Origin of the sequence: Pontibacter sp. BAB1700 (assembly GCF_000277005.1) — a bacterium.
In the GTDB taxonomy this organism is placed as follows: domain Bacteria; phylum Bacteroidota; class Bacteroidia; order Cytophagales; family Hymenobacteraceae; genus Pontibacter; species Pontibacter lucknowensis.
Genome location: NZ_AKIS01000048.1, coordinates 21153 through 39438, shown reverse-complemented (window position 1 = coordinate 39438; position 18286 = coordinate 21153). Strand labels below are relative to the sequence as shown.

At 51.3% G+C, this 18286-nt stretch carries 14 protein-coding genes, 1 tRNA gene, 1 other RNA gene and 1 pseudogene; 11 read left to right on the top strand and 6 right to left on the bottom strand.

Annotated features, from left to right (window positions below; all coding sequences use genetic code 11):
- Positions 1-385: 385 nt before the first annotated feature.
- Positions 386-841 carry a cation-transporting P-type ATPase gene (locus O71_RS23720; RefSeq protein ID WP_155800624.1) on the top strand — a complete coding sequence of 152 codons (456 nt, stop codon included), beginning with the start codon at positions 386-388 and terminating at the stop codon, positions 839-841.
- Entirely contained in the window at positions 838-3054 is a 2217-nt protein-coding gene (locus tag O71_RS06565; RefSeq protein ID WP_155800621.1) for an HAD-IC family P-type ATPase, read from the top strand. Before O71_RS23720 ends, O71_RS06565 begins: the two co-directional genes overlap by 4 nt.
- Before the next feature lie 181 nt (positions 3055-3235).
- On the opposite strand, the gene O71_RS06560 is transcribed toward O71_RS06565, so the two are convergent.
- Positions 3236-3307, bottom strand: a tRNA-Glu gene (locus tag O71_RS06560).
- Between the two features lie 197 nt (positions 3308-3504).
- Here O71_RS06560 and O71_RS06555 point away from each other — a divergent pair.
- The 3 genes from O71_RS06555 (at position 3505) to O71_RS06545 (ending at position 5022) form a co-directional block, all read left to right on the top strand.
- On the top strand, positions 3505-3780 hold the full coding sequence (locus O71_RS06555) for a hypothetical protein (RefSeq protein WP_007654589.1): 276 nt from the start codon (positions 3505-3507) through the stop codon (positions 3778-3780).
- A gap of 75 nt (positions 3781-3855) precedes the next feature.
- Positions 3856-4164, top strand: a complete 309-nt coding sequence (locus O71_RS06550) for a hypothetical protein (RefSeq protein ID WP_007654587.1) — start codon at positions 3856-3858, stop codon at positions 4162-4164.
- A gap of 147 nt (positions 4165-4311) precedes the next feature.
- Positions 4312-5022 (top strand): SIMPL domain-containing protein, encoded by a 711-nt coding sequence (locus tag O71_RS06545; protein WP_007654579.1) that lies wholly within the window; start codon positions 4312-4314, stop codon positions 5020-5022.
- A 94-nt stretch (positions 5023-5116) separates the two neighbouring features.
- Here the strand turns inward: O71_RS06545 and O71_RS06540 are convergent, their stop codons facing one another.
- The 4 genes from O71_RS06540 to O71_RS06530 form a co-directional block, all read right to left on the bottom strand.
- Complete coding sequence (locus O71_RS06540) at positions 5117-6109, bottom strand: hypothetical protein (RefSeq protein WP_040573836.1); 993 nt, start codon at positions 6107-6109, stop codon at positions 5117-5119.
- A 410-nt stretch (positions 6110-6519) separates the two neighbouring features.
- An RNA gene (gene rnpB, locus O71_RS21520) (RNase P RNA component class A) lies at positions 6520-6909 on the bottom strand.
- 187 nt (positions 6910-7096) lie between these two features.
- Positions 7097-8056, bottom strand: coding sequence for a DUF2027 domain-containing protein (locus O71_RS06535; RefSeq protein WP_007654574.1), 960 nt, complete (start codon positions 8054-8056; stop codon positions 7097-7099).
- A 152-nt stretch (positions 8057-8208) separates the two neighbouring features.
- Entirely contained in the window at positions 8209-9114 is a 906-nt protein-coding gene (locus tag O71_RS06530) for a DUF2279 domain-containing protein (RefSeq protein ID WP_040573834.1), read from the bottom strand.
- A gap of 143 nt (positions 9115-9257) precedes the next feature.
- Here O71_RS06530 and O71_RS06525 point away from each other — a divergent pair, with 143 nt between their 5' ends.
- On the top strand, positions 9258-10109 hold the full coding sequence (locus O71_RS06525; RefSeq protein ID WP_007654563.1) for an HAEPLYID family protein: 852 nt from the start codon (positions 9258-9260) through the stop codon (positions 10107-10109).
- A gap of 384 nt (positions 10110-10493) precedes the next feature.
- Positions 10494-13937: a pyruvate carboxylase gene (locus O71_RS06520; protein ID WP_007654562.1), complete on the top strand. Its 3444-nt coding sequence runs from the start codon at positions 10494-10496 to the stop codon at positions 13935-13937.
- Positions 13938-14130: 193 nt separating this feature from the next.
- Here O71_RS06520 and O71_RS06515 read toward each other — a convergent pair whose 3' ends face one another.
- Positions 14131-14463: a hypothetical protein gene (locus O71_RS06515; RefSeq protein WP_040573853.1), complete on the bottom strand. Its 333-nt coding sequence runs from the start codon at positions 14461-14463 to the stop codon at positions 14131-14133.
- Positions 14464-14531: 68 nt separating this feature from the next.
- Between O71_RS06515 and O71_RS06510 the strand changes: the two genes are divergently transcribed.
- From O71_RS06510 to O71_RS06495, 4 genes and pseudogenes are all read left to right on the top strand, one after another.
- Positions 14532-15272 (top strand): electron transfer flavoprotein subunit beta/FixA family protein, encoded by a 741-nt coding sequence (locus O71_RS06510; RefSeq protein WP_007654560.1) that lies wholly within the window; start codon positions 14532-14534, stop codon positions 15270-15272.
- Position 15273: 1 nt separating this feature from the next.
- The gene (locus O71_RS06505) at positions 15274-16254 is read left to right on the top strand and encodes an electron transfer flavoprotein subunit alpha/FixB family protein (protein ID WP_007654559.1); all 981 of its coding nucleotides are present in this window, start codon (positions 15274-15276) and stop codon (positions 16252-16254) included.
- Positions 16255-16271: 17 nt separating this feature from the next.
- A complete protein-coding gene (locus tag O71_RS06500) occupies positions 16272-16871 on the top strand; it encodes a bifunctional nuclease family protein (protein WP_007654558.1) in 600 nt (199 codons plus the stop codon).
- 102 nt (positions 16872-16973) lie between these two features.
- Positions 16974-18283, top strand: a pseudogene (locus O71_RS06495) (NupC/NupG family nucleoside CNT transporter).
- The last annotated feature ends 3 nt before the right edge of the window (positions 18284-18286 follow it).

Here is an 18286-nt window from a genome sequence, read left to right as displayed (position 1 = left end):
TAAATAACTCCTTTGATGCAACATCTCTTATCTTTCGGTGGCTATTGAACCACGTGTACGTCCCCAAAGAAATCAGAATGGTTGAGCTAGAGAGACTAAGAGAGTTCGGATCCTATCACTTTCCTATATTCCCAAATACCTCCTATACCTGACCTGATTTGAAAATCGACTAAAAAGTAGGCTGATTTTATTAGTTGAGCGTTTGAAGACAGGTAGATTACCAACCTTAGCACAACCTGACAGTTTTCTGTAACTTTTAGTGAATTGTTTCGAGCGCCCCAAAGGCAAGCCAAACATTTTCAGTATCACTAAAGGCTATAATATAGTTTCAGAAGTTAATGGTGATGGAACCGCAACTTATATTGGTGATGTAAATCGAACCTCTATGAACAATTGGCATACAAAAACAAGCGAGCAGGTCTTTTCTGAATTGAGGACATCAGCCACGGGCCTTACAGATACCAATGCCGAGGCTATTCTGAGGGAGGTGGGGCCAAATAAGCTGGAGGAAAAGAAAGGGAAAAGTCCTTTCAAGATGCTGCTTCAGCAGTTCACAGAGACCATGGTGGTTATCCTGATAGTCGCCGCGTTGCTTTCTCTTTTCCTTGGCAAGACCACCGAGGCGGTGGCCATCCTCGCTATCGTGCTGCTCTTCGGGCTTCTCGGCTTCTTCCAGGAGTACCGCGCAGACCGCGCCATGGCCGCGCTGAACCGTATGGTGGTTCCGAAAGTGCGGGTCAGAAGAGGCGGGAAAGTCAGGGAAGTTTCGGCAACCGATTTGGTGCCTGGAGACATAGTAGAGCTGGAGGCAGGCAACGTGTACCTGCAGACCTCCGGGTGATAGACGGATTTAACCTCAAAATACAGGAGGCAGCCCTGACAGGTGAGTCGGAGCCCATAGACAAGGACACCGCCCCTATCCCCAAGGAAGACCCCCCGCTGGGTGACAGGAAGAACATGGCCTACATGGGCACGGTGGTGACCTATGGAAGAGGGGTCGGTGTCACCGTCTCCACAGGGATGAAGACCGAGCTCGGGACAATCGCCAACCTCATAGACTCCGTTGATTCAGGCAAGACCCCTTTGCAGGAAAGGCTGGACAAGCTCGGCAAGATGCTTGCCCTGTTCGGCGCCGCGGCGGCCGCACTGGTATTCGGTGTGGGGATGCTTATGGGGGAGGCTGCCGCAGACATGTTTCTCACAGCTGTGAGCGTGGCAGTGGCTGTCGTTCCCGAGGGACTTCCTGCGGTTGTCACCATCACACTGGCATTGGGAGGGCAGCGCATGCTAAAACGAAACGCGCTGATCAGAAAGCTTCCTGCAGTTGAGACATTGGGCTCCGTCACGGTCATCTGCTCAGACAAGACAGGCACCCTTACCCAGAACAAGATGACGGTGACGGTGGTGGACCTGCCGGAGCGGTCGGTGGAGATAGACCCCTCCGCCATGACGGAAATGGACAGCGCGTCAGCAGATGACCTGGATTTCGCCCTTGCCGTTTCGGTACTATGCAATGACGCCACCCTCGACCACGGGGCAGAATATGATAGCGGGAAGGTCATAGGAGACCCTACAGAGGCCGCCTTGCTCATAGCCGGCGCGAAAAGAGAAATCAGTAAAGAGCATCTCTACGAAACCCTGCCGAGGGTGGATGAGGTGCCTTTTGACAGCACCAGGAAAAGGATGTCCACCATTCATAAAGTGGAAGGTGGGTTACCCGGTTATTTACTTCCGCTTCAGAACACTCCCTTTTTGCTCTGCACCAAAGGCGCGCCCGATTCTCTGCTGAGCGTTTCGGAGTATGTGTGGGTGAACAACTCGCAGGTGCCGCTGAACGCTGAGTGGCGGGAGCGAATTCTGGAGGCCAACTCGAGGCTGGCCCAAAATGGCATGAGGGTGCTGGGGCTTGCTTTCCGCAGCCTGGAGGCGCCGAGCAGTGGAACGGATGCGGAGCAGGGGTTGGTCTTCGTAGGCCTTGCAGGTATGATAGACCCGCCACGTGAAGAAGTGAAAGCGGCCGTGGAGAATTGTAAACTAGCAGGTATTCGCCCTGTCATGATTACCGGCGACCATCCCCTGACTGCCTCGGCAATTGGCCGTGAGCTGCTGTTCACGGAGCAGTATGATGCGGTGACAGGCCAAAAGCTGCAGCAGGCAGATGAGGGTGAGCTCCTGGGTTTGGCCAAAACCACCTCCGTCTATGCCCGCGTCTCCCCGGAGGACAAACTAAGGATTGTAAGCGCACTGCAGAGCCAGGGGGAGGTCGTGGCCATGACGGGCGACGGGGTGAATGACGCCCCGGCACTGCGAAGGGCTGACATTGGGGTAGCCATGGGCATAACCGGAACCGACGTGGCCAAGGAAGCGGCGGACATGGTGCTACTCGACGACAACTTCACAACCATTGTCGCTGCTGTGGAGGAAGGCAGGGTGATATTCGATAACCTGATTAGGTTCATCAAGTTCTCCCTGGCAGGCAACATCGGCAAGGTGCTGATCATGCTCCTTGCTCCCCTGTTTGGTATGGTCATCGCCTTGCAGCCCTTGCAGCTGCTGTGGCTGAACCTGCTCACAGATGGCTTGCTCGGCCTGGGCTTGGGCACGGAGCCTGGGGAGAAGGACACCATGAGAAGACCACCGAGAAATCCGGAGAAAGGGGCGCTGGAGAGAAAAGACTTCTACCAGATGGGAGTAGTCGGCGTGACCATTGCGGCGGTTTCGCTGGGACTGGCCCTGTACTACTACAACCCAAACAACCCTGAGGACCTGACCTGGCAAACGATGATTTTCGCGACCGTAGGGTTTGCGCAGGTTTTCCAGGCCCTTGCTTTGCGCTCTTCGGCCCATTCTCCGCTTGCCATCAGCACAAACCCACTGATGGTAGTGGTGGTGATATCCGCTATCCTGCTACAGCTCGCCGTTATTTATCTGCCGTTTATGGAGAGCTTTTTCAGGCTTGTGCCTTTGTCAGCACAGGACCTGCTGATTTCTATTGCAGCAGGGAGTTTGGTTTTTATTGTTGTAAAAATAGATAGGAAAATCTTCAGAAGGTAAGGTTGAGTCTAGTACTCCTCAGCCACTGTTCCTAATCCATCCGGGACAGGGCAAGATGAAGGCTTACTAAATCACCTGATAAATCCTCAACCTACAGTATTGATACTTTTCGGGCTGGAGTAGAAAGTGGTTGAAAAAGAAAAGGGGAAAAGCGATTCTCAAAATCACTTTTCCCCTTTTGTAGTCCGTAGGGGAATCGAACCCCTGTTGCCAGAATGAAAATCTGGAGTCCTAACCCCTAGACGAACGGACCGTGCTACTGTATTGCGGGTGCAAATATACAAGCTGATTTTTAGTATGCAAAATTATTTTCCGAAAAAGTGGAAGTTCTGCATCGTCCCCCCTTTTGATGCCTTAGCAGGTGATTCTTGCATATGACGAGCGGTAACTTTTGTAAACTTCGTCTTATCTTGTGCCGTTATACTTTCATTCATAAAAGGGATAAATACTATGTCAAAAAGAGCACTATATACCGGCGTAACGCCTGAGGCTTACAATGAACTGAAAAGCAAACTTCAGACCTATGGCATGAACTTACAGGGCAACAGCGGACGCATAAACGAGAAGGGGGTCAATGCCAGTTTCAACTATAATCCTGAGGCAAAGTCGCTTGAGATCAGTGACCTGTCAGTAGGATTTCCGGCCAGCATGATGATCAGCGCCGAAAGTCTGATGCAGCGCATGAGCGAGATGATCACCAAGTACGGTGGTCGTGCAGAGGGGTAGGTCATATCCTGTCGCGCATAATGCCGTATAAGAAAATCACTTGAACTTAATACCTAAACGAAACCGAGTATAACTATGGAAAACGATAACAAGAGCAACCAGAATGCCGGCAATGGCGGACAAAGCCAGGGCAAGAAGGAACAAAGTGCTCTCAAACTTCTACAGCCACATGATATGTCTAAAACAGTAGAGTCGGCTATGCATGTGTTCCAGGGCAAACATGATAAACTGCCTGAGCTATTGCACGATGTTGGCAAACTGGTGCTGCAGGGTGCCCGCCGCATGAGCACGACACAGCTTATCCTGACGGCTGGTGCTGTGACACTGGGCGCTGTGCTGGTAGCCAAATATGTAGCTGACCAGGATTTTGACTTAGAGGCTTAGTAAGCAACTCATGCTATTAGAAACCCTTCGCTTAAATCGTGAAGGGTTTTTTTGTGCAAATCCATTTCTGGTACGGCCTTTGTAATTGGTTCTATATAGCAAGTAGCTATATTTACCAGAGTGTTTCTAACCTTTTTATTCAATACTATGAAAAAAGTATCTTTTATCGCCCTTGTGTTTTTGCTGGCAGCTATGTTTCCGGCAATGGCCCAGCAACAGATCATGCCTCCGCTTATCAGTGTGAACGGAATAGGGGAGGTGAAGCTTGAACCAAATGAAGTTGTGATAAGCCTGGGAGTGGAAACACGTGAGAAGACCCTGGATCAGGCCCGGAAGCAAACCGATAAGCAAGCCGCTGCCATTATTGCCTACCTGCGCAAGCAGGGCGTGGATGCCAAGGATATCCAGACCTCTTTCGTGAACCTGCAGCCTATTTATTCAGGTAACGAATTTGGGAAAGCACAGCCCGAATTTTACATGGCGCAGAAAACCATGACCATTGTCATCAGAAAAATCAACAGGTTTGACGAACTGCTTTCTGGTTTGTACGACAATGGGGTGAATCGCATCGATAACATTTATTTCAGAGTTTCAGACATTGAGAAGCACCGTGCTGAAGCCCGCAAGAAAGCGGTGGCCGACGCCAAACAAAAAGCCAATGCCCTGACAGCTGAACTAGGTGCTAAAGTGGGTAAGGTATACTCCATCAACGAACATACTTCTAACGGCTCTCCGCGAATAGGCTATGCAAAAATGTCGATGGATATGGAAATGGCACAAAGTGGCGGTCCGTCCATAGCAGGAGGGGAAGTGACGGTGACTTCTAATGTTAACGTGAGCTTTGTGATAGAGCAGTAGAGTATAATAGTAACCAAATTAAAAAGAGCTCCCTGGCACAGGCCGGGGAGCTCTTTTTAATTTTGGAACAGGTATAAAGCGAAACGGATTCAGCTTATTTCTGAAAACGCTCCATTGGTTTAAGGTTTTGCTGATCATCCAGTAGAAAACTTAGTGGTTTGCCAGGTTCAGCGAGTATCTCTTTTTCGCGGATGTCCCAGGGTTTGAGCATTTCCTCCAACATATGGGCATAAGAAGTCAACTCCCAGGGGTTGAAAATCTCGTTCGTCACATCATCGATAATGGTGTCAAGGGTAATATGGGTATCCTCCGGCTTGAGTGGTCGCTCAAAGTACTCGGGCACTACATTGAAGATATAAGCCGCATAAAATACACGCGCTTTAAACTCAGCCACCTGTACCGGATGCAGCTGTTGATCCTGTGTCAGGCGGTAAAGTTTGCCAAGGGCTCTGCCAATGATGCCATTGTCGAGAAGCGTGCATACGAGCACGACCGGCCCCAGCTTGATATTAAAAGCCATGGTTGTCAGTTCGTCCTGGTATTCAAAAGGTAGTTCGTCATCTGTAGGGCTCACCTCCAGCATAAACAGGGAGCAGGGTAGAAAATCGGAAAACTCCATCGGCACCCGCATGGACTGCAGCACCTTGAAGAATTCACGGAATTTGCCCAGCATTTTCGGGTTCTCACTCACCGGGTTCTGCGGCATAATCAGCGGGTCCGCTTCCTTGATCAGCTCCGTGATCAGCGTACCATAGTACATTTTTCCAATCCACTGGAACAGCTTTTTAGGATCCAGCGCCTGCAGCCCGGCCATGCCTGTTTCTGTGGCTTTGGCTATTTCTTCCTCCAGTGGAATAACGTGCTGGGTATGGCAATGGTCGCAGCAGGGGATGGTGAGCTCACCATAGGTGCTGACGCTCTTGTCGAGCATAAGCAGCTCCTTGTCACGCAGCTTATACCTGTCCTGCAGCCAGGTGGCGAATACAGGTGTTCGGTTCTCGGGTCCGGTATGTGCCCCGCACAAAAAGCAGTGCTTTTCGCTGAACTGCATGTTCGGGAAGGGGTCGTATAGTTTCAACTCAGTCATAATCGCGTCATTTGAGGGTGCAAAGATACGAAGAAGAGCTTGTCTGAATCAGGATTTACAGGATTTTAAGAGGGCCCCTACCTCACGGACAAATAGGATTTTCATGCATGATTGTCATCCCCCTGTCAAGAGCGTTCAGCGAGTGGGGGTAGGGGCCCTCGATTTTTGTGTCAAGACAAAAAGTAAGGCCCGCCTGGCCAGGGCATAAGGTGCCCTCCGCACAGGCGAAGCAATGAAACAAGTTAGGTTGCTATGCCTGCAAATGTCGCTGGTACGCCAGTTACAAACTGGCCCCATGCACAACAACATTTGCGCTAACGCTAAACTTGCGGTATACCAATGTCGCCGCTATACCTGTAACCTACTCTACGCTAGAGAAAAGGAAGAAATGAATTGAAAAGAAAGAAAAGTTTAACAGCAAGCCTGTAAGCCGGGTTCTGTCGCTGTGCCGAAGCCCAACGTCTTATCATTTATCTAGGCCTGCACTCGCGCACAGGCTCCATCGACCTACCCACTGACATCGGACGAGCAGCCCTTAGCTCCGCCGAAGCGAGGCGCTGTCAGCCTATTTGGTCTTTCAACTCCTAAGGTTTACCCAGCCGGACTGGTCACCCAGCCGCTGGTGCGCTCTTACCGCACCTTTTCACCCTTACCAGCTTTGCAGCTGGCGGTTATTTTCTGTGGCACTGGCTGTAGCTACCCGTCTCCCGGAAGGCCCCTTCCCGTTAGGAAGTAGGATGCTCTGTGTTGCCCGGACTTTCCTCTCCTCCAAGCGGAGCAGCGATAAGACGGCTTGCTGTTAAGCTTTCTATACCTGCAAAGGTATGGCAAATTGTTGAATTGCTTACAGGTTAAATTGTTGAAAGCAGGTATAAGTTCCCTTCAAAATAGGCGGTCAGGGCACAGATTTCCAATCAAGCACGGACGATACCGTGTAACGCTACTAACTTCTACCTTCTAAACTCTCAAACTCCTCAACTCCTCAACTCACCTCAGTCTCACCAGGGTAGCGCCATACCCGAACTTCTCTTTCTTGGCATCCTCGAAGAAGCGGATGCCAGGGGTGCGGCTCAGTATCTTTTGGATCTCCTTGCGGAGCACGCCGTTGCCGGTGCCGTGGATGAACACGATCTCGTGCATGTTGGCGGCCATGGCGCGGTCCAGTGCATCCTGAAAACGATCAAGTTGTAGCCTCAGCATGGCGCTGTTGCTCATACCGCTGTAATCTTCCACCAGCTTGTCGATGTGCAGGTCTACTTCGTGCTCAGGCGCCTGTACTTTTATATTCTCCTGTGCTGCGGGCTTTTCGGAAAGCTGTTCTTTTATCTTGTCGGTGTCTACGGCCACCGGTTTGGTGTCGAGCTGAAACAGGTAGGCCTCTTTGTTGAGGACAGGAGCGGTTTTCTTGCTCTTATAAAAGGAGTTAGCTCGGAACTGCACCTTCTTGGTCACCGGCTCCAACAAGCTCGGACTGCCATTGCGGTGCTGCAAAAACTGCACGATCAGCGTGGGCCATTTCTCGAAGTCTTTCATGTGGTAATGACTCACAACCCGGCTGGCTTTCGGAGCCAACTTATCGTTCTGCAAACCGCGGTACTGATTGTTGCGCTCTTCGCCACAGGTGAACAGCACGTCGTAGTCGGTATTGTTCACCACCGTGGCGGCCAGTAGTTCGTCTGACTGGTGCACCATGGCCAGGTATATGCCTTTTTCGGCCAATACGGGCGCAGGCGGTTCCTTGCGGGCAGCTGGCTTTGCGTAGGGCTCAGGCTCTGCATTTCGGAAAGCCTTGGCTTCTTCCGGCGCGATCAGCACGATTTCACGACGTGACACAGGTATAGTGAAGTCGTTGTCGATGGCGACCTCTACTATGTTATTATCCAGTATGCGGGTGATGATGCCTTCCTCTCGTCCTGACATCAGGCGCACGCGATCTCCTACGTTCATATTTTCGTTGGTTGTTATCGTTAATGGTTGTTCATTAGTCACAAGTATAAAGTCTGTGCTGAGGCATAGCGTTGTTTGCTATACCTTATTATACAAGTACAAATTGACTTTACACAAAGATACGATTTGTGCGGCGGAATAATCGTGCCGAGTTAGAAGTATACAGGATGGAAGCGCAGCCCGTCTGTGCGATTGTACTCCAGGGCGGGAGCCGGGATTTTGATGATGCTAAGCACGTATAGCGTGGTGTTGAGCACTTTGCTGCGTCCTTTGAAGTACATCAGGTTGAGGTCGGGGCTGAGGTAGAACTGGCGGCGGGCATTGAAACCGCGTACCTTATTCAACTCCGGATCATTGTATACCATACCTTGTGCACCATAGCCAACCGCGATGCTCAGCCACTTGGGGTATCTGCTCTCTTCTTTCAGAAAGCTGCCTACATTGACGGAAAGCCAGTAGGTCTGCCCATTGTAGTCTTTGAGCACTTGCTCCGGCAGGGTACTACCCAGCACATTGGGACGCTCTTCGGCGTACCGGGTGGTCTGGAAAGAAAACTTTGGCATGATGCGCACCTCCCGCCAGGCCAACTCCTGGGCCACCACAGCAGCTGAGCCCACCGTGTTAGCAATCGCATCGCCCACTGAAGCGCCGTAGTCAGACTGGAAACCGTCGAATATCTCGATAGGCGTTTGTAGAATAATACCTGTCAGGCCGCCGTACCAGATTGCTTTTTTGTCAGGTACGCCTGCCCAGCGCAGCAGGTCTATACCTGCACGGCTCTGGTGAAAGGCACCCCAGAAATGACCGGCTTTGTCCATCTGCTTCCACTGCCGGTTGTCGTTGAAGAAGTGGAAACCCGTACGTTCCTGATCGCTGTACCATGCCTTGTTCAGTGAAACCAGCATGGCCGTGTAGCCGACCGTAAAGCCACTGCCGAGTAGCAGCAGACGTCCTTTGTCTGGCGCTGCATTGGTGCTGTCAGGTATAGCGGCCATGCCCTGCAAGGGTTGGAGCAGGAGCAGACAAGATAGCCAGAGAAGAAGCAGGTTTTGCGACATTGCGTGGCAAAGATACACATACCTGTCAAAAACAGTTTGTCTGCCTGCCTCATATCAGCTGCTTTAATCTATTTCTAATCTATTTTTAATATGCCTTTAATAGTGCCGTTCTACTTTCGCTCATATTTCGGTTTAACCCTTTTATGAAACGGACTTTTTTTCTTTCAGCTTTTATTACCACACTTTCTTTTACTGCTTACGCACAAGAAACAGCCATACCTGACACAAGCCAGCAGCAAGCTCCAAAACCGCTCAAACTGAACCACGCAGAGCCCCTGTACATTGACCTGATCCGGGATCTTGGCGCACACAAAGGGGAAAAGGAGTGGAACATCGGTGCCGGCATGACCGACAACCTTGGCTACGACCGCTATGAATTTCTGGTGGAGTACGAATGGGCGCCGATCGACAGGTTGGGTCTGGAAATCGAAGTGCCAGTATCGGTTTACACAACCAATAGCAAAGACCGACGCCCTGAGGTGAACCGACCCTCTGACCGCATCGAGTCGCTGAAGCTGGCGGCGCAGTATACCTTTCTGGTGAACAAGCGGTTCAATACGTCCATGGCCTTGGGCACCATCACTGAGTTCGAACTGACAGACCTCGACCGCATCCGGAGGGATGACGTGTTTCAGGGATTTCTTTTTAACCCTTTTCTAGTGGCGGCCAAAAAGTGGGGCAGCAACTTTCACTCGCTGATCTATACCGGTCCGCGGGTGTTCAATCACTTTGGCCACAGCGGGCTGGAGACCAGTTACGAGATCAACACCAGTGCCCACTACATGATACCGAACAGCCGCAACTTTGTAGGCCTTGAGGTAAACAAGGAAATGCAGGGCGGACACATGGACATGGTGCTGCGTCCGCAGATGCGATTGGTGATCAACGAGGGCCTGATGATCGGTATTGTGACAGGTATACCTGTTACAAAAGAGCGGGAGCGCATGAGCACCTTTTTCCGGCTGATCTACGAACCGGGGCACAAAAAGCACTAAGGCTAGACAAGTATAGCTATAGGTTTTCTAATCAGATTAAAGTTTAGGTTGTTGTTTATTTGGTAGCGTCACTGATTAACGGTGGCGCTATTTTTTGCTATCTGCCTAACTACAGGTATATTAGTGTTTTGCAATATGTTGCAGGTGCTTTAATCTATAGGTATAAATACCGCTGTATATCCTTCGGATTTGCAATATAACCTTATCCGGAAAAAGCCTGTATTAAGGGGTGTTTTCAAAACGGCAGGTCGCTTCATTTCCCGTCTGCCATTCGTCTATACTAGATTATTATAGTGTTGCTTATACCTGTGGCGCATCGGTGTTCCCCTTTTCGCCCTTTATCCATAAAAATATAGTGCAGCTATACCTTACATCTCACCTTATATGAAAATCAAAAAAGTACTTGTCGCTAACCGCGGCGAAATTGCCATCCGTGTGCTCAGAGCCTGTACGGAGCTTAATATCCAAACGGTGGCCATTTATACCTATGAAGATCGTTACTCCCTGCACCGTTACAAGGCCGACGAGGCTTACCAGATCGGCAAAGACAACCAGCCGCTGCAGCCTTACCTCGACATCGACGGCATCATCGCCATCGCCAAAGAGAACGGAGTAGATGCCATTCACCCGGGCTACGGATTCCTATCTGAAAACCAGCACTTCTCTCGCAAGTGCGCCGAGAACGGCATCATCTTCATCGGTCCACGACCAGAGGTGATGGGGGCGCTGGGCGACAAAGTATCGGCCAAAAAAGTAGCCGTAAGCTGTGAGGTACCCATTATCCAGAGCAACGACCTGGATCTGAACACCTATGACACCGCTTTGGAAGAAGCGCACCGCATTGGTTATCCGCTTATGCTCAAGGCAGCTGCCGGCGGCGGCGGTCGGGGTATGCGTGTGATCCGGGACGACGAGCAACTAGAGAAAGGTTTTTTTGAGGCGAAGAACGAAGCCCTGAAAGCCTTCGGCGACGATACGCTCTTCCTGGAAAAGTACGTCGAGAACCCAAAGCACATTGAAGTGCAGATCGTGGCCGATAACTTTGGCAACATCACCCACCTTTTCGAGCGCGACTGCTCGGTGCAGCGCCGCTTCCAGAAAGTGGTAGAAGTGGCTCCGGCCATCAGCCTGAGCGAAGAAACCCGTCACCAACTCTACGACTACGCCATCCGCATTTGCAAAGCCGTGAACTACAACAACGTGGGCACAGTGGAGTTTTTGGTGGAGCCGCACAACAATAACATCTACTTCATCGAGGTGAATCCCCGCATACAGGTGGAGCACACCGTGACCGAGATGATCACAGGCATTGACCTGATCAAAACGCAGATCTTTATTGCCGATGGCTATACCCTGGATCACGAGGAAGTACTGCTCGGGCCGCAGCACACGGTACGGGCAAACGGTGTGGCCATCCAGTGCCGTATCACCACCGAAGACCCGGAGAACGATTTCAAACCGGATTATGGCACCATCATCGCTTACCGCAGTGCCGGTGGCTTTGGCATTCGTCTCGACCAGGGCAGTGTATACCAGGGTGCCAAGATCAGTCCGTTCTTCGACTCTCTTCTGGTAAAAGTATCAGCACAGGCACCGACTTTGCGCCATGCCGCTATGAAGATGTCGCGCACGCTGGACGAATTCCGAATCCGAGGCGTGAAGCAGAACATCCAGTTCCTGCAGAACATTATCAACCACCCGACCTTCATCTCCGGTGACGCGACTGTGGATTTTGTGAAGAATCACTCAGAGCTCTTTGTGTTCCGCAAGAGCAAGGACCGCGCAACCAAACTTCTCAGTTTCCTGGCTGATGTGATCGTGAACGGTCACCCGGATGTAAAGAAACCTGATCCGGACAAAGTGCTTTCCAAACCGGATTTCACAGGCTTCAACCTGAACAAACCCTACGAGCGCGGTACAAAAGACCTGCTGACAGAACTGGGCCCTGAGGAGTTTTCTAAATGGCTGCGCAACGATAAGCAAATCCACTATACCGATACCACTTTCCGGGATGCACATCAGTCCTTGCTGGCTACCCGCATGCGCTCTTTCGACATGCTCAAAATAGCCGAAGCCTATGCCAAGGACCATCCACAGACCTTCAGCATGGAGGTATGGGGTGGGGCCACCTTCGACGTGTGCCTGCGCTTCCTGCACGAAGACCCGTGGCGCCGGCTGGCCGAGATCCGGGAGGCGGTGCCGAACATCCTGCTGCAGATGCTCATCCGCGGCTCTAATGGGGTAGGGTACAAGGCCTATCCGGATAACCTGATTGAGTCGTTTGTCGAGAAGTCCTGGGAGACGGGCGTGGATATTTTCCGCATCTTCGACTCCCTCAACTGGATGAAGAGCATGGAGCCCTGCATCGACTTCGTGCGAAAGCGCACAGGCGGTCTGGCGGAGGGTACGCTTTGCTATACCGGCGATATTCTCAATCCGAAGAAAACCAAGTATAACCTGGAGTACTACCTGCAACTGGCCAAGCAATTGGAAGATGCCGGTGCCCACATTCTGGCTATCAAAGACATGGCTGGTTTGCTCAAGCCATACGCTGCGCAGGTGCTGGTAGAGGCGCTGCGAGATACGGTGAAACTGCCTATTCACCTGCACACACACGACACATCAGGTATACAGTCAGCCACCTATCTCAAAGCCATAGAGGCAGGCGTGGATGTGGTGGACGTGGCTTTGGGTTCTATGTCGGGCCTTACCTCGCAGCCGAACTTTAACTCAATGGTGGAAGCCATGCGTTTTCAAGAGCGACACCGCGAGTTCGATCAGAAGAGCCTCAATCGCCACTCCAACTACTGGGAAACAGTGCGCGAGTACTACTATCCTTTTGAGTCTGGCTTGAAAGCTGGCACGGCTGAGGTATACCACCACGAAATTCCGGGCGGTCAATACTCCAACCTTCGTCCGCAGGCCAATGCACTGGGCTTGGGTGATAAGTGGGAATTGATCAAAGAAACCTATGCCGAAGTGAACCAGTTGTTTGGCGACCTGGTGAAAGTAACGCCGAGCTCCAAAGTAGTGGGTGATATGGCGTTATACCTTGTTTCCAATGGTCTGACCACGGTGGATGTTCTCGAGCGTGGCGAGCAGATTTCCTTCCCGGAATCAGTGCAGTCGCTGTTCCGCGGTGATCTGGGCCAGCCGGTGGGCGGTTTCCCGAAAAAGCTGCAGGCTATCGTGCTCAAAGACGAACAGCCATACGACGGGCGTCCGAACGAGCACCTCGAGCCAATTAATCTGGACCAGGAATTCAGGGAGTTTCAGGAGAAATTCGGGGAGCATACCAAGTATACCGACTTTCTTTCGTACCAGCTCTACCCCAAGGTATACGAGGCCTATCACAAACACTTTGAACAGTACGGCAACGTCTCCAAAATCCCGACGCGCCTTTTCTTCTATGGCATGAAGCCCGGTGAAGAGGCCATCATAGACATCGCCCGCGGCAAGTCCATCGTGATCAAGTACCAGTCGCTGGGCCACGTGGACGAGGACGGTATGCGCACCGTGTTCTTCAAACTCAATGGCCAGACGCGAAACATCGAAGTGCGTGACAAGTCGGTGAAAGTGGAGCGGGTACAGCACCAGAAAGTGGACAAAGGCAATCCGAAGCACATCGGGGCACCGTTGCAGGGGCTGCTTTCAAAGATACTGGTGGAGAAGGACCAGGAAGTGAAGAAAAACACACCGCTGTTTGTGATAGAGGCCATGAAAATGGAAACCACCATCACAGCTTCAGAAGCCACCAGGATTGCCGACCTGCATTTGCCGGAAGGCTCTTTGGTGAACACCGACGATCTGGTGGTTAGTTTATCGTAGCTATCCAAAGTATAAACAGGAAAAGCCACCAAACCTGCAAAGGCGGTGGCTTTTCTTTTTGCTATCGTAAACCTTCGGGCGCTATATCTAGTACGCTACAGAAGCCATTAGAAAACATTTCGGCATAAAAGCCTGTTTTATACTTGCAGATATGCTGCATGCATACTATTTTTGATCTGTAGCGCAAAAGGTGCTACTCGTCTTCGTAGTCAAGGCCTGCAAACTTGTTGTACGCCTGTTGCAACTCTGCAAATGCGTGCATGTTGCCTTCCTGACGGCTGATCAGCATGCCTTTTTTGTAGGTCTGCTCAGCTTTTTCAGGTTGCCCAAGTTCTGCGTACAGACTGGCAGCATGGTAATAAGTGCCTACGTAGCGCTCGTGTTCGTTGAGCAATATTTCGTAGTACTCCATTGCCTTTTGCGGCTCGGAGTTGCGCAATTCTGTCGCAATCGCATATATCGTGAACGGGTCGTTGGGGTCTTCTTTGTAGAATTGGAAGAGTTGCAGCAATCTATTTTGAGACATTTCCATTTGGCTATATTTTAACTAACTTCGCATCAAATTTAACTTTTAATAAGCTAACATTTTATTATATGAAAATATTAGTTTGCATCAGTAACGTTCCGGATACTACTTCCAAGATCAACTTTACTGGAGATAACAAAGAGTTCGACAAGAACGGGGTGCAGTACGTAATCAACCCTTGGGATGAGTACGCTCTGACCCGCGCCATTGAGCTGAAAGAGGCCAAAGGCGGCAGCGTAACCGTGCTGAACGTAGGCGAAGCTGACGCTGAGCCCAATATACGTAAGGCACTGGCCATTGGCGCCGACGACGCCATCCGCGTGAACGCACACCCGAAAGACGCTTACTTCGTGGCGCAGCAGATTACTGCCGTAGCCAACGAGGGCGGTTACGATATGATTCTAATGGGCAAGGAATCCATTGATTACAACGGCTTCCAGGTGCACAACATGGTAGGCGAGATGATGGGCATTCCGTCTGTGACGCCAGCCTTTAAACTGGACATGGTAGACGACAGCACGGCCCGTCTGGAGCGTGAGATTGAGGGTGGCAAAGAAGTGGTAGAGGTAAAACTGCCATTTGTAGCCAGCGCCCAGCAGCCGATGTGCGAGCCACGCATACCAAACATGCGCGGCATCATGACGGCCCGCACCAAACCACTCAAAGTTGTGGAGCCTACGGGCGGCGAAGCCAAGTCGGAGTACGTGAACTACAGCAAGCCCGAGAAAAAGAGCGGCGTGAAGCTGATTGAACCGGAGAACGCCGGCGAATTGATTAAACTATTGAGAAACGAAGCTAAAGTACTGTAATATGTCTGTATTAGTATTTGTAGAAGGTCTGAACGGAGAGATCAAGAAGTCCTCACTCGAGGCAGCATCCTACGGCAGTCAGGTGGCGCAGGCCATGGGCACAACCGCCACAGCGGTAGCCATTGGTGATGTACACGAAGAGGCACTGGCCAAACTAGGCGAGCAGGGCATCAGCAAGGTATTGTACGACGCTGACGACCGCCTAAAGCAGTTTGTAGCCGACGCGTACGTGAAAGTAATTGCAAAGGCAGCGCAGCAGGAAAGCGCCAAAGTACTGGTGTTCTCCAACTCCAACATTGGTGCTGCGGTAGGCTCTAAGCTGGCTGTTCGCCTGAACGCCTCACTGGCTACCAACGTAACCGAACTGCCGAAGATAGATGGCGGTAACTTTACTGTGACACGCGGTGTGTTCTCAGGCAAGGCGTTTGCTCAGGTAAACCTGACATCCGATGTGAAGATCATCGCAGTAAAGAAAAACAGCACCGACATCATCAGCAACGGCGGTTCTGCTGCTACGGTAGAGAAGCTTTCCGCTGATCTGGCGGAGTCTGATTTTGCTGCTGCTCCAAAAGAGACGGTGATGCAGGACACCGGTGGAGGCGTGCTACTGCCAGAGGCGGAGATCGTCGTATCCGGCGGTCGCGGTATGAAAGGCCCTGAGAACTGGCACCTGATCGAGGAACTGGCCAAAGAACTGGGTGCGGCAACGGCCTGTTCCAAGCCTGTTTCGGACATCGGCTGGCGCCCTCACCACGAGCACGTGGGCCAGACTGGTATCACCGTAAGCCCTAACCTGTACATTGCTGCCGGCATCTCTGGTGCCATTCAGCACCTGGCGGGGGTTAACTCTTCTAAAGTGATTGTCGTTATTAATAAGGATCCGGAAGCGCCGTTCTTTAAAGCCGCTGATTATGGCATAGTTGGCGATGCGCTCGAGGTACTTCCTAAATTAATTGAAGCTGCAAAAGCTTTAGACAAATAGAATAGAAGAGCTTAATTGTGAAAAAAATACAGCTAGAGATACTCGGGCTCTCCTCCAGCCAATCGCAGACGGGATCGTTTGCGCTGGTGTTGGGTGAGCGTGATGGAAACCGCAGGCTACCGATCATCATTGGTATGTTCGAGGCGCAGTCCATTGCCATACAGATAGAAAAAATCAACCCAAACCGTCCGCTCACGCACGACTTGTTCAAGACCTTTGCCGAGCAGATGAACGTGAACATCACCGAGATCCTGATCTCAGACCTGAAGGAGGGCGTGTTCTATTCCAAGATCATGTGCACCGACGGAGAAAAGGAGTTCGAACTGGATGCACGTCCGTCCGATGCCATTGCCATCGGATTGCGCTTTGGGGTGCCTATCTACACGGTGGAAAGTGTGCTTTCGGAAGCTGGCATTATTTTGAGCGACCTGGAAGAAGAAGAAGATGAAAATGAAGAAATGGCCGTGAAAAGCAGTTCTTCATCGACTCCGAGCGCCAAGGAGCCGCTCAACCAGACGTCAGTTGATGACCTGAATAAGATGCTCAATGAAGCTCTTGAAAAAGAGGACTACGAGCGTGCCGCCAAGATCCGCGACGAGTTGAACAAGCGAAACTAGCATAACATACGCTATACTTTAAAAGTCCTGCCCCTAATCGGGGTGGGACTTTTTGTTTTAACAGATATTCGCCTTACTTTTGGCCAAATTTTGTCCCACAGCATGTTCGATATTTTCAGAGGGCTTCTTGGCCTACTAGCCATTATTGCCATCGCCTTTGCGTTCTCTAAAAGCCGCAAAAACATTGATTGGAGACTCGTAGGTTACGGTGTCTGTCTGCAAATCCTTTTTGGTGTGCTTGTTACGCAGGTACCTGTGGTGGCAAAAGGCTTTGCCTACGTAAGCGAGGGCTTCGTTACTTTTCTGGATTTCTCACAGGCGGGCGCACAATTCCTCTTCGGCAATCTGGCCGACCCGTCTAAGAACAGCGGGCTAGGCTTTATCTTTGCTTTCTCGGTTCTTCCGACCATTATCTTCTTTTCCACAGTATCGGCTGGTTTGTACTACCTCGGTGTGCTCCAGAAGATCGTGTACGGCATCGCTGGGTGATGTCGAAGGTGATGCGCCTGTCCGGTCCTGAGAGCCTTTCTGCTGCTGGCAACATCTTTTTAGGACAGACAGAGGCACCGTTACTTGTACGTCCATTTATAGCCCGCATGACGCGTTCCGAACTGATGTGTCTGATGACAGGTGGTATGGCGACGCTGGCCGGTGGTGTACTGGCGGCCTACGTTTCTTTCCTCGGCGGTACTGATCCGGCACAGAAAGCCATCTTTGCGGCACACCTCCTCACTGCCTCTATCATGAACGCCCCGGCAGGTATCGTACTGGCTAAAATCCTGGTACCAGAAACAGAACACGAAGAAATCACGAACAAGCTCGAAGTAAACGAAGAGCAGCTGGGTGTGAACCTGATTGATGCTCTCTCAAGAGGAGCTGGTGACGGTCTGCGACTAGCCGCGAACGTAGGTGGTATGTTGCTCGCTTTCATTGCCGTGATTGCTTTGGTGAACTATATCCTGACGGATATGATCGGTGTTTGGACTGGTCTGAACGGGATGGTGGCCAGCAGCACAAACGGCCAGTTCAGCGGTTTCTCTTTACAGTATATTCTGGGCCAGATCTTCCGCGTGTTTGCCTTTATTATGGGTGTGCCATGGGCCGATACTTTGCAAGTGGGAAGCTTGCTCGGACAGAAAACGGCTATCAACGAATTCGTGGCCTACCTCGACCTGGCTAACATGAAAGAAGCGGGCACATTGGGTCCGAAAGCCCTGGTGATGGCAACCTATGCCTTGGCTGGCTTCTCTAACTTTAGCTCGATTGCCATCCAGATTGGTGGTATCGGTAGCATGGCGCCCAACCAGCAGGGACAGCTTTCCAAACTCGGCTTTATCGCCTTGCTCGGAGCTTCGCTTGCCTGTATGATGACGGCTACCGTGGCAGGTATGCTGTTCGGCTTGAACTTCTAAACA

What these genes read in the sequence shown, in the direction of transcription:
- O71_RS23720 (WP_155800624.1), top strand. Translation starts at nt 386, where the DNA reads ATGAACAATTGGCATACAAAAACAAGCGAGCAGGTCTTTTCTGAATTG.
- O71_RS06555 (WP_007654589.1), top strand. Translation starts at nt 3,505, where the DNA reads ATGTCAAAAAGAGCACTATATACCGGCGTAACGCCTGAGGCTTACAAT.
- O71_RS06550 (WP_007654587.1), top strand. Translation starts at nt 3,856, where the DNA reads ATGGAAAACGATAACAAGAGCAACCAGAATGCCGGCAATGGCGGACAA.
- O71_RS06545 (WP_007654579.1), top strand. Translation starts at nt 4,312, where the DNA reads ATGAAAAAAGTATCTTTTATCGCCCTTGTGTTTTTGCTGGCAGCTATG.
- O71_RS06540 (WP_040573836.1), bottom strand. Translation starts at nt 6,109, where the DNA reads ATGACTGAGTTGAAACTATACGACCCCTTCCCGAACATGCAGTTCAGC.
- O71_RS06535 (WP_007654574.1), bottom strand. Translation starts at nt 8,056, where the DNA reads ATGAACGTAGGAGATCGCGTGCGCCTGATGTCAGGACGAGAGGAAGGC.
- O71_RS06530 (WP_040573834.1), bottom strand. Translation starts at nt 9,114, where the DNA reads ATGTCGCAAAACCTGCTTCTTCTCTGGCTATCTTGTCTGCTCCTGCTC.
- O71_RS06525 (WP_007654563.1), top strand. Translation starts at nt 9,258, where the DNA reads ATGAAACGGACTTTTTTTCTTTCAGCTTTTATTACCACACTTTCTTTT.
- O71_RS06520 (WP_007654562.1), top strand. Translation starts at nt 10,494, where the DNA reads ATGAAAATCAAAAAAGTACTTGTCGCTAACCGCGGCGAAATTGCCATC.
- O71_RS06515 (WP_040573853.1), bottom strand. Translation starts at nt 14,463, where the DNA reads ATGTCTCAAAATAGATTGCTGCAACTCTTCCAATTCTACAAAGAAGAC.
- O71_RS06510 (WP_007654560.1), top strand. Translation starts at nt 14,532, where the DNA reads ATGAAAATATTAGTTTGCATCAGTAACGTTCCGGATACTACTTCCAAG.
- O71_RS06505 (WP_007654559.1), top strand. Translation starts at nt 15,274, where the DNA reads ATGTCTGTATTAGTATTTGTAGAAGGTCTGAACGGAGAGATCAAGAAG.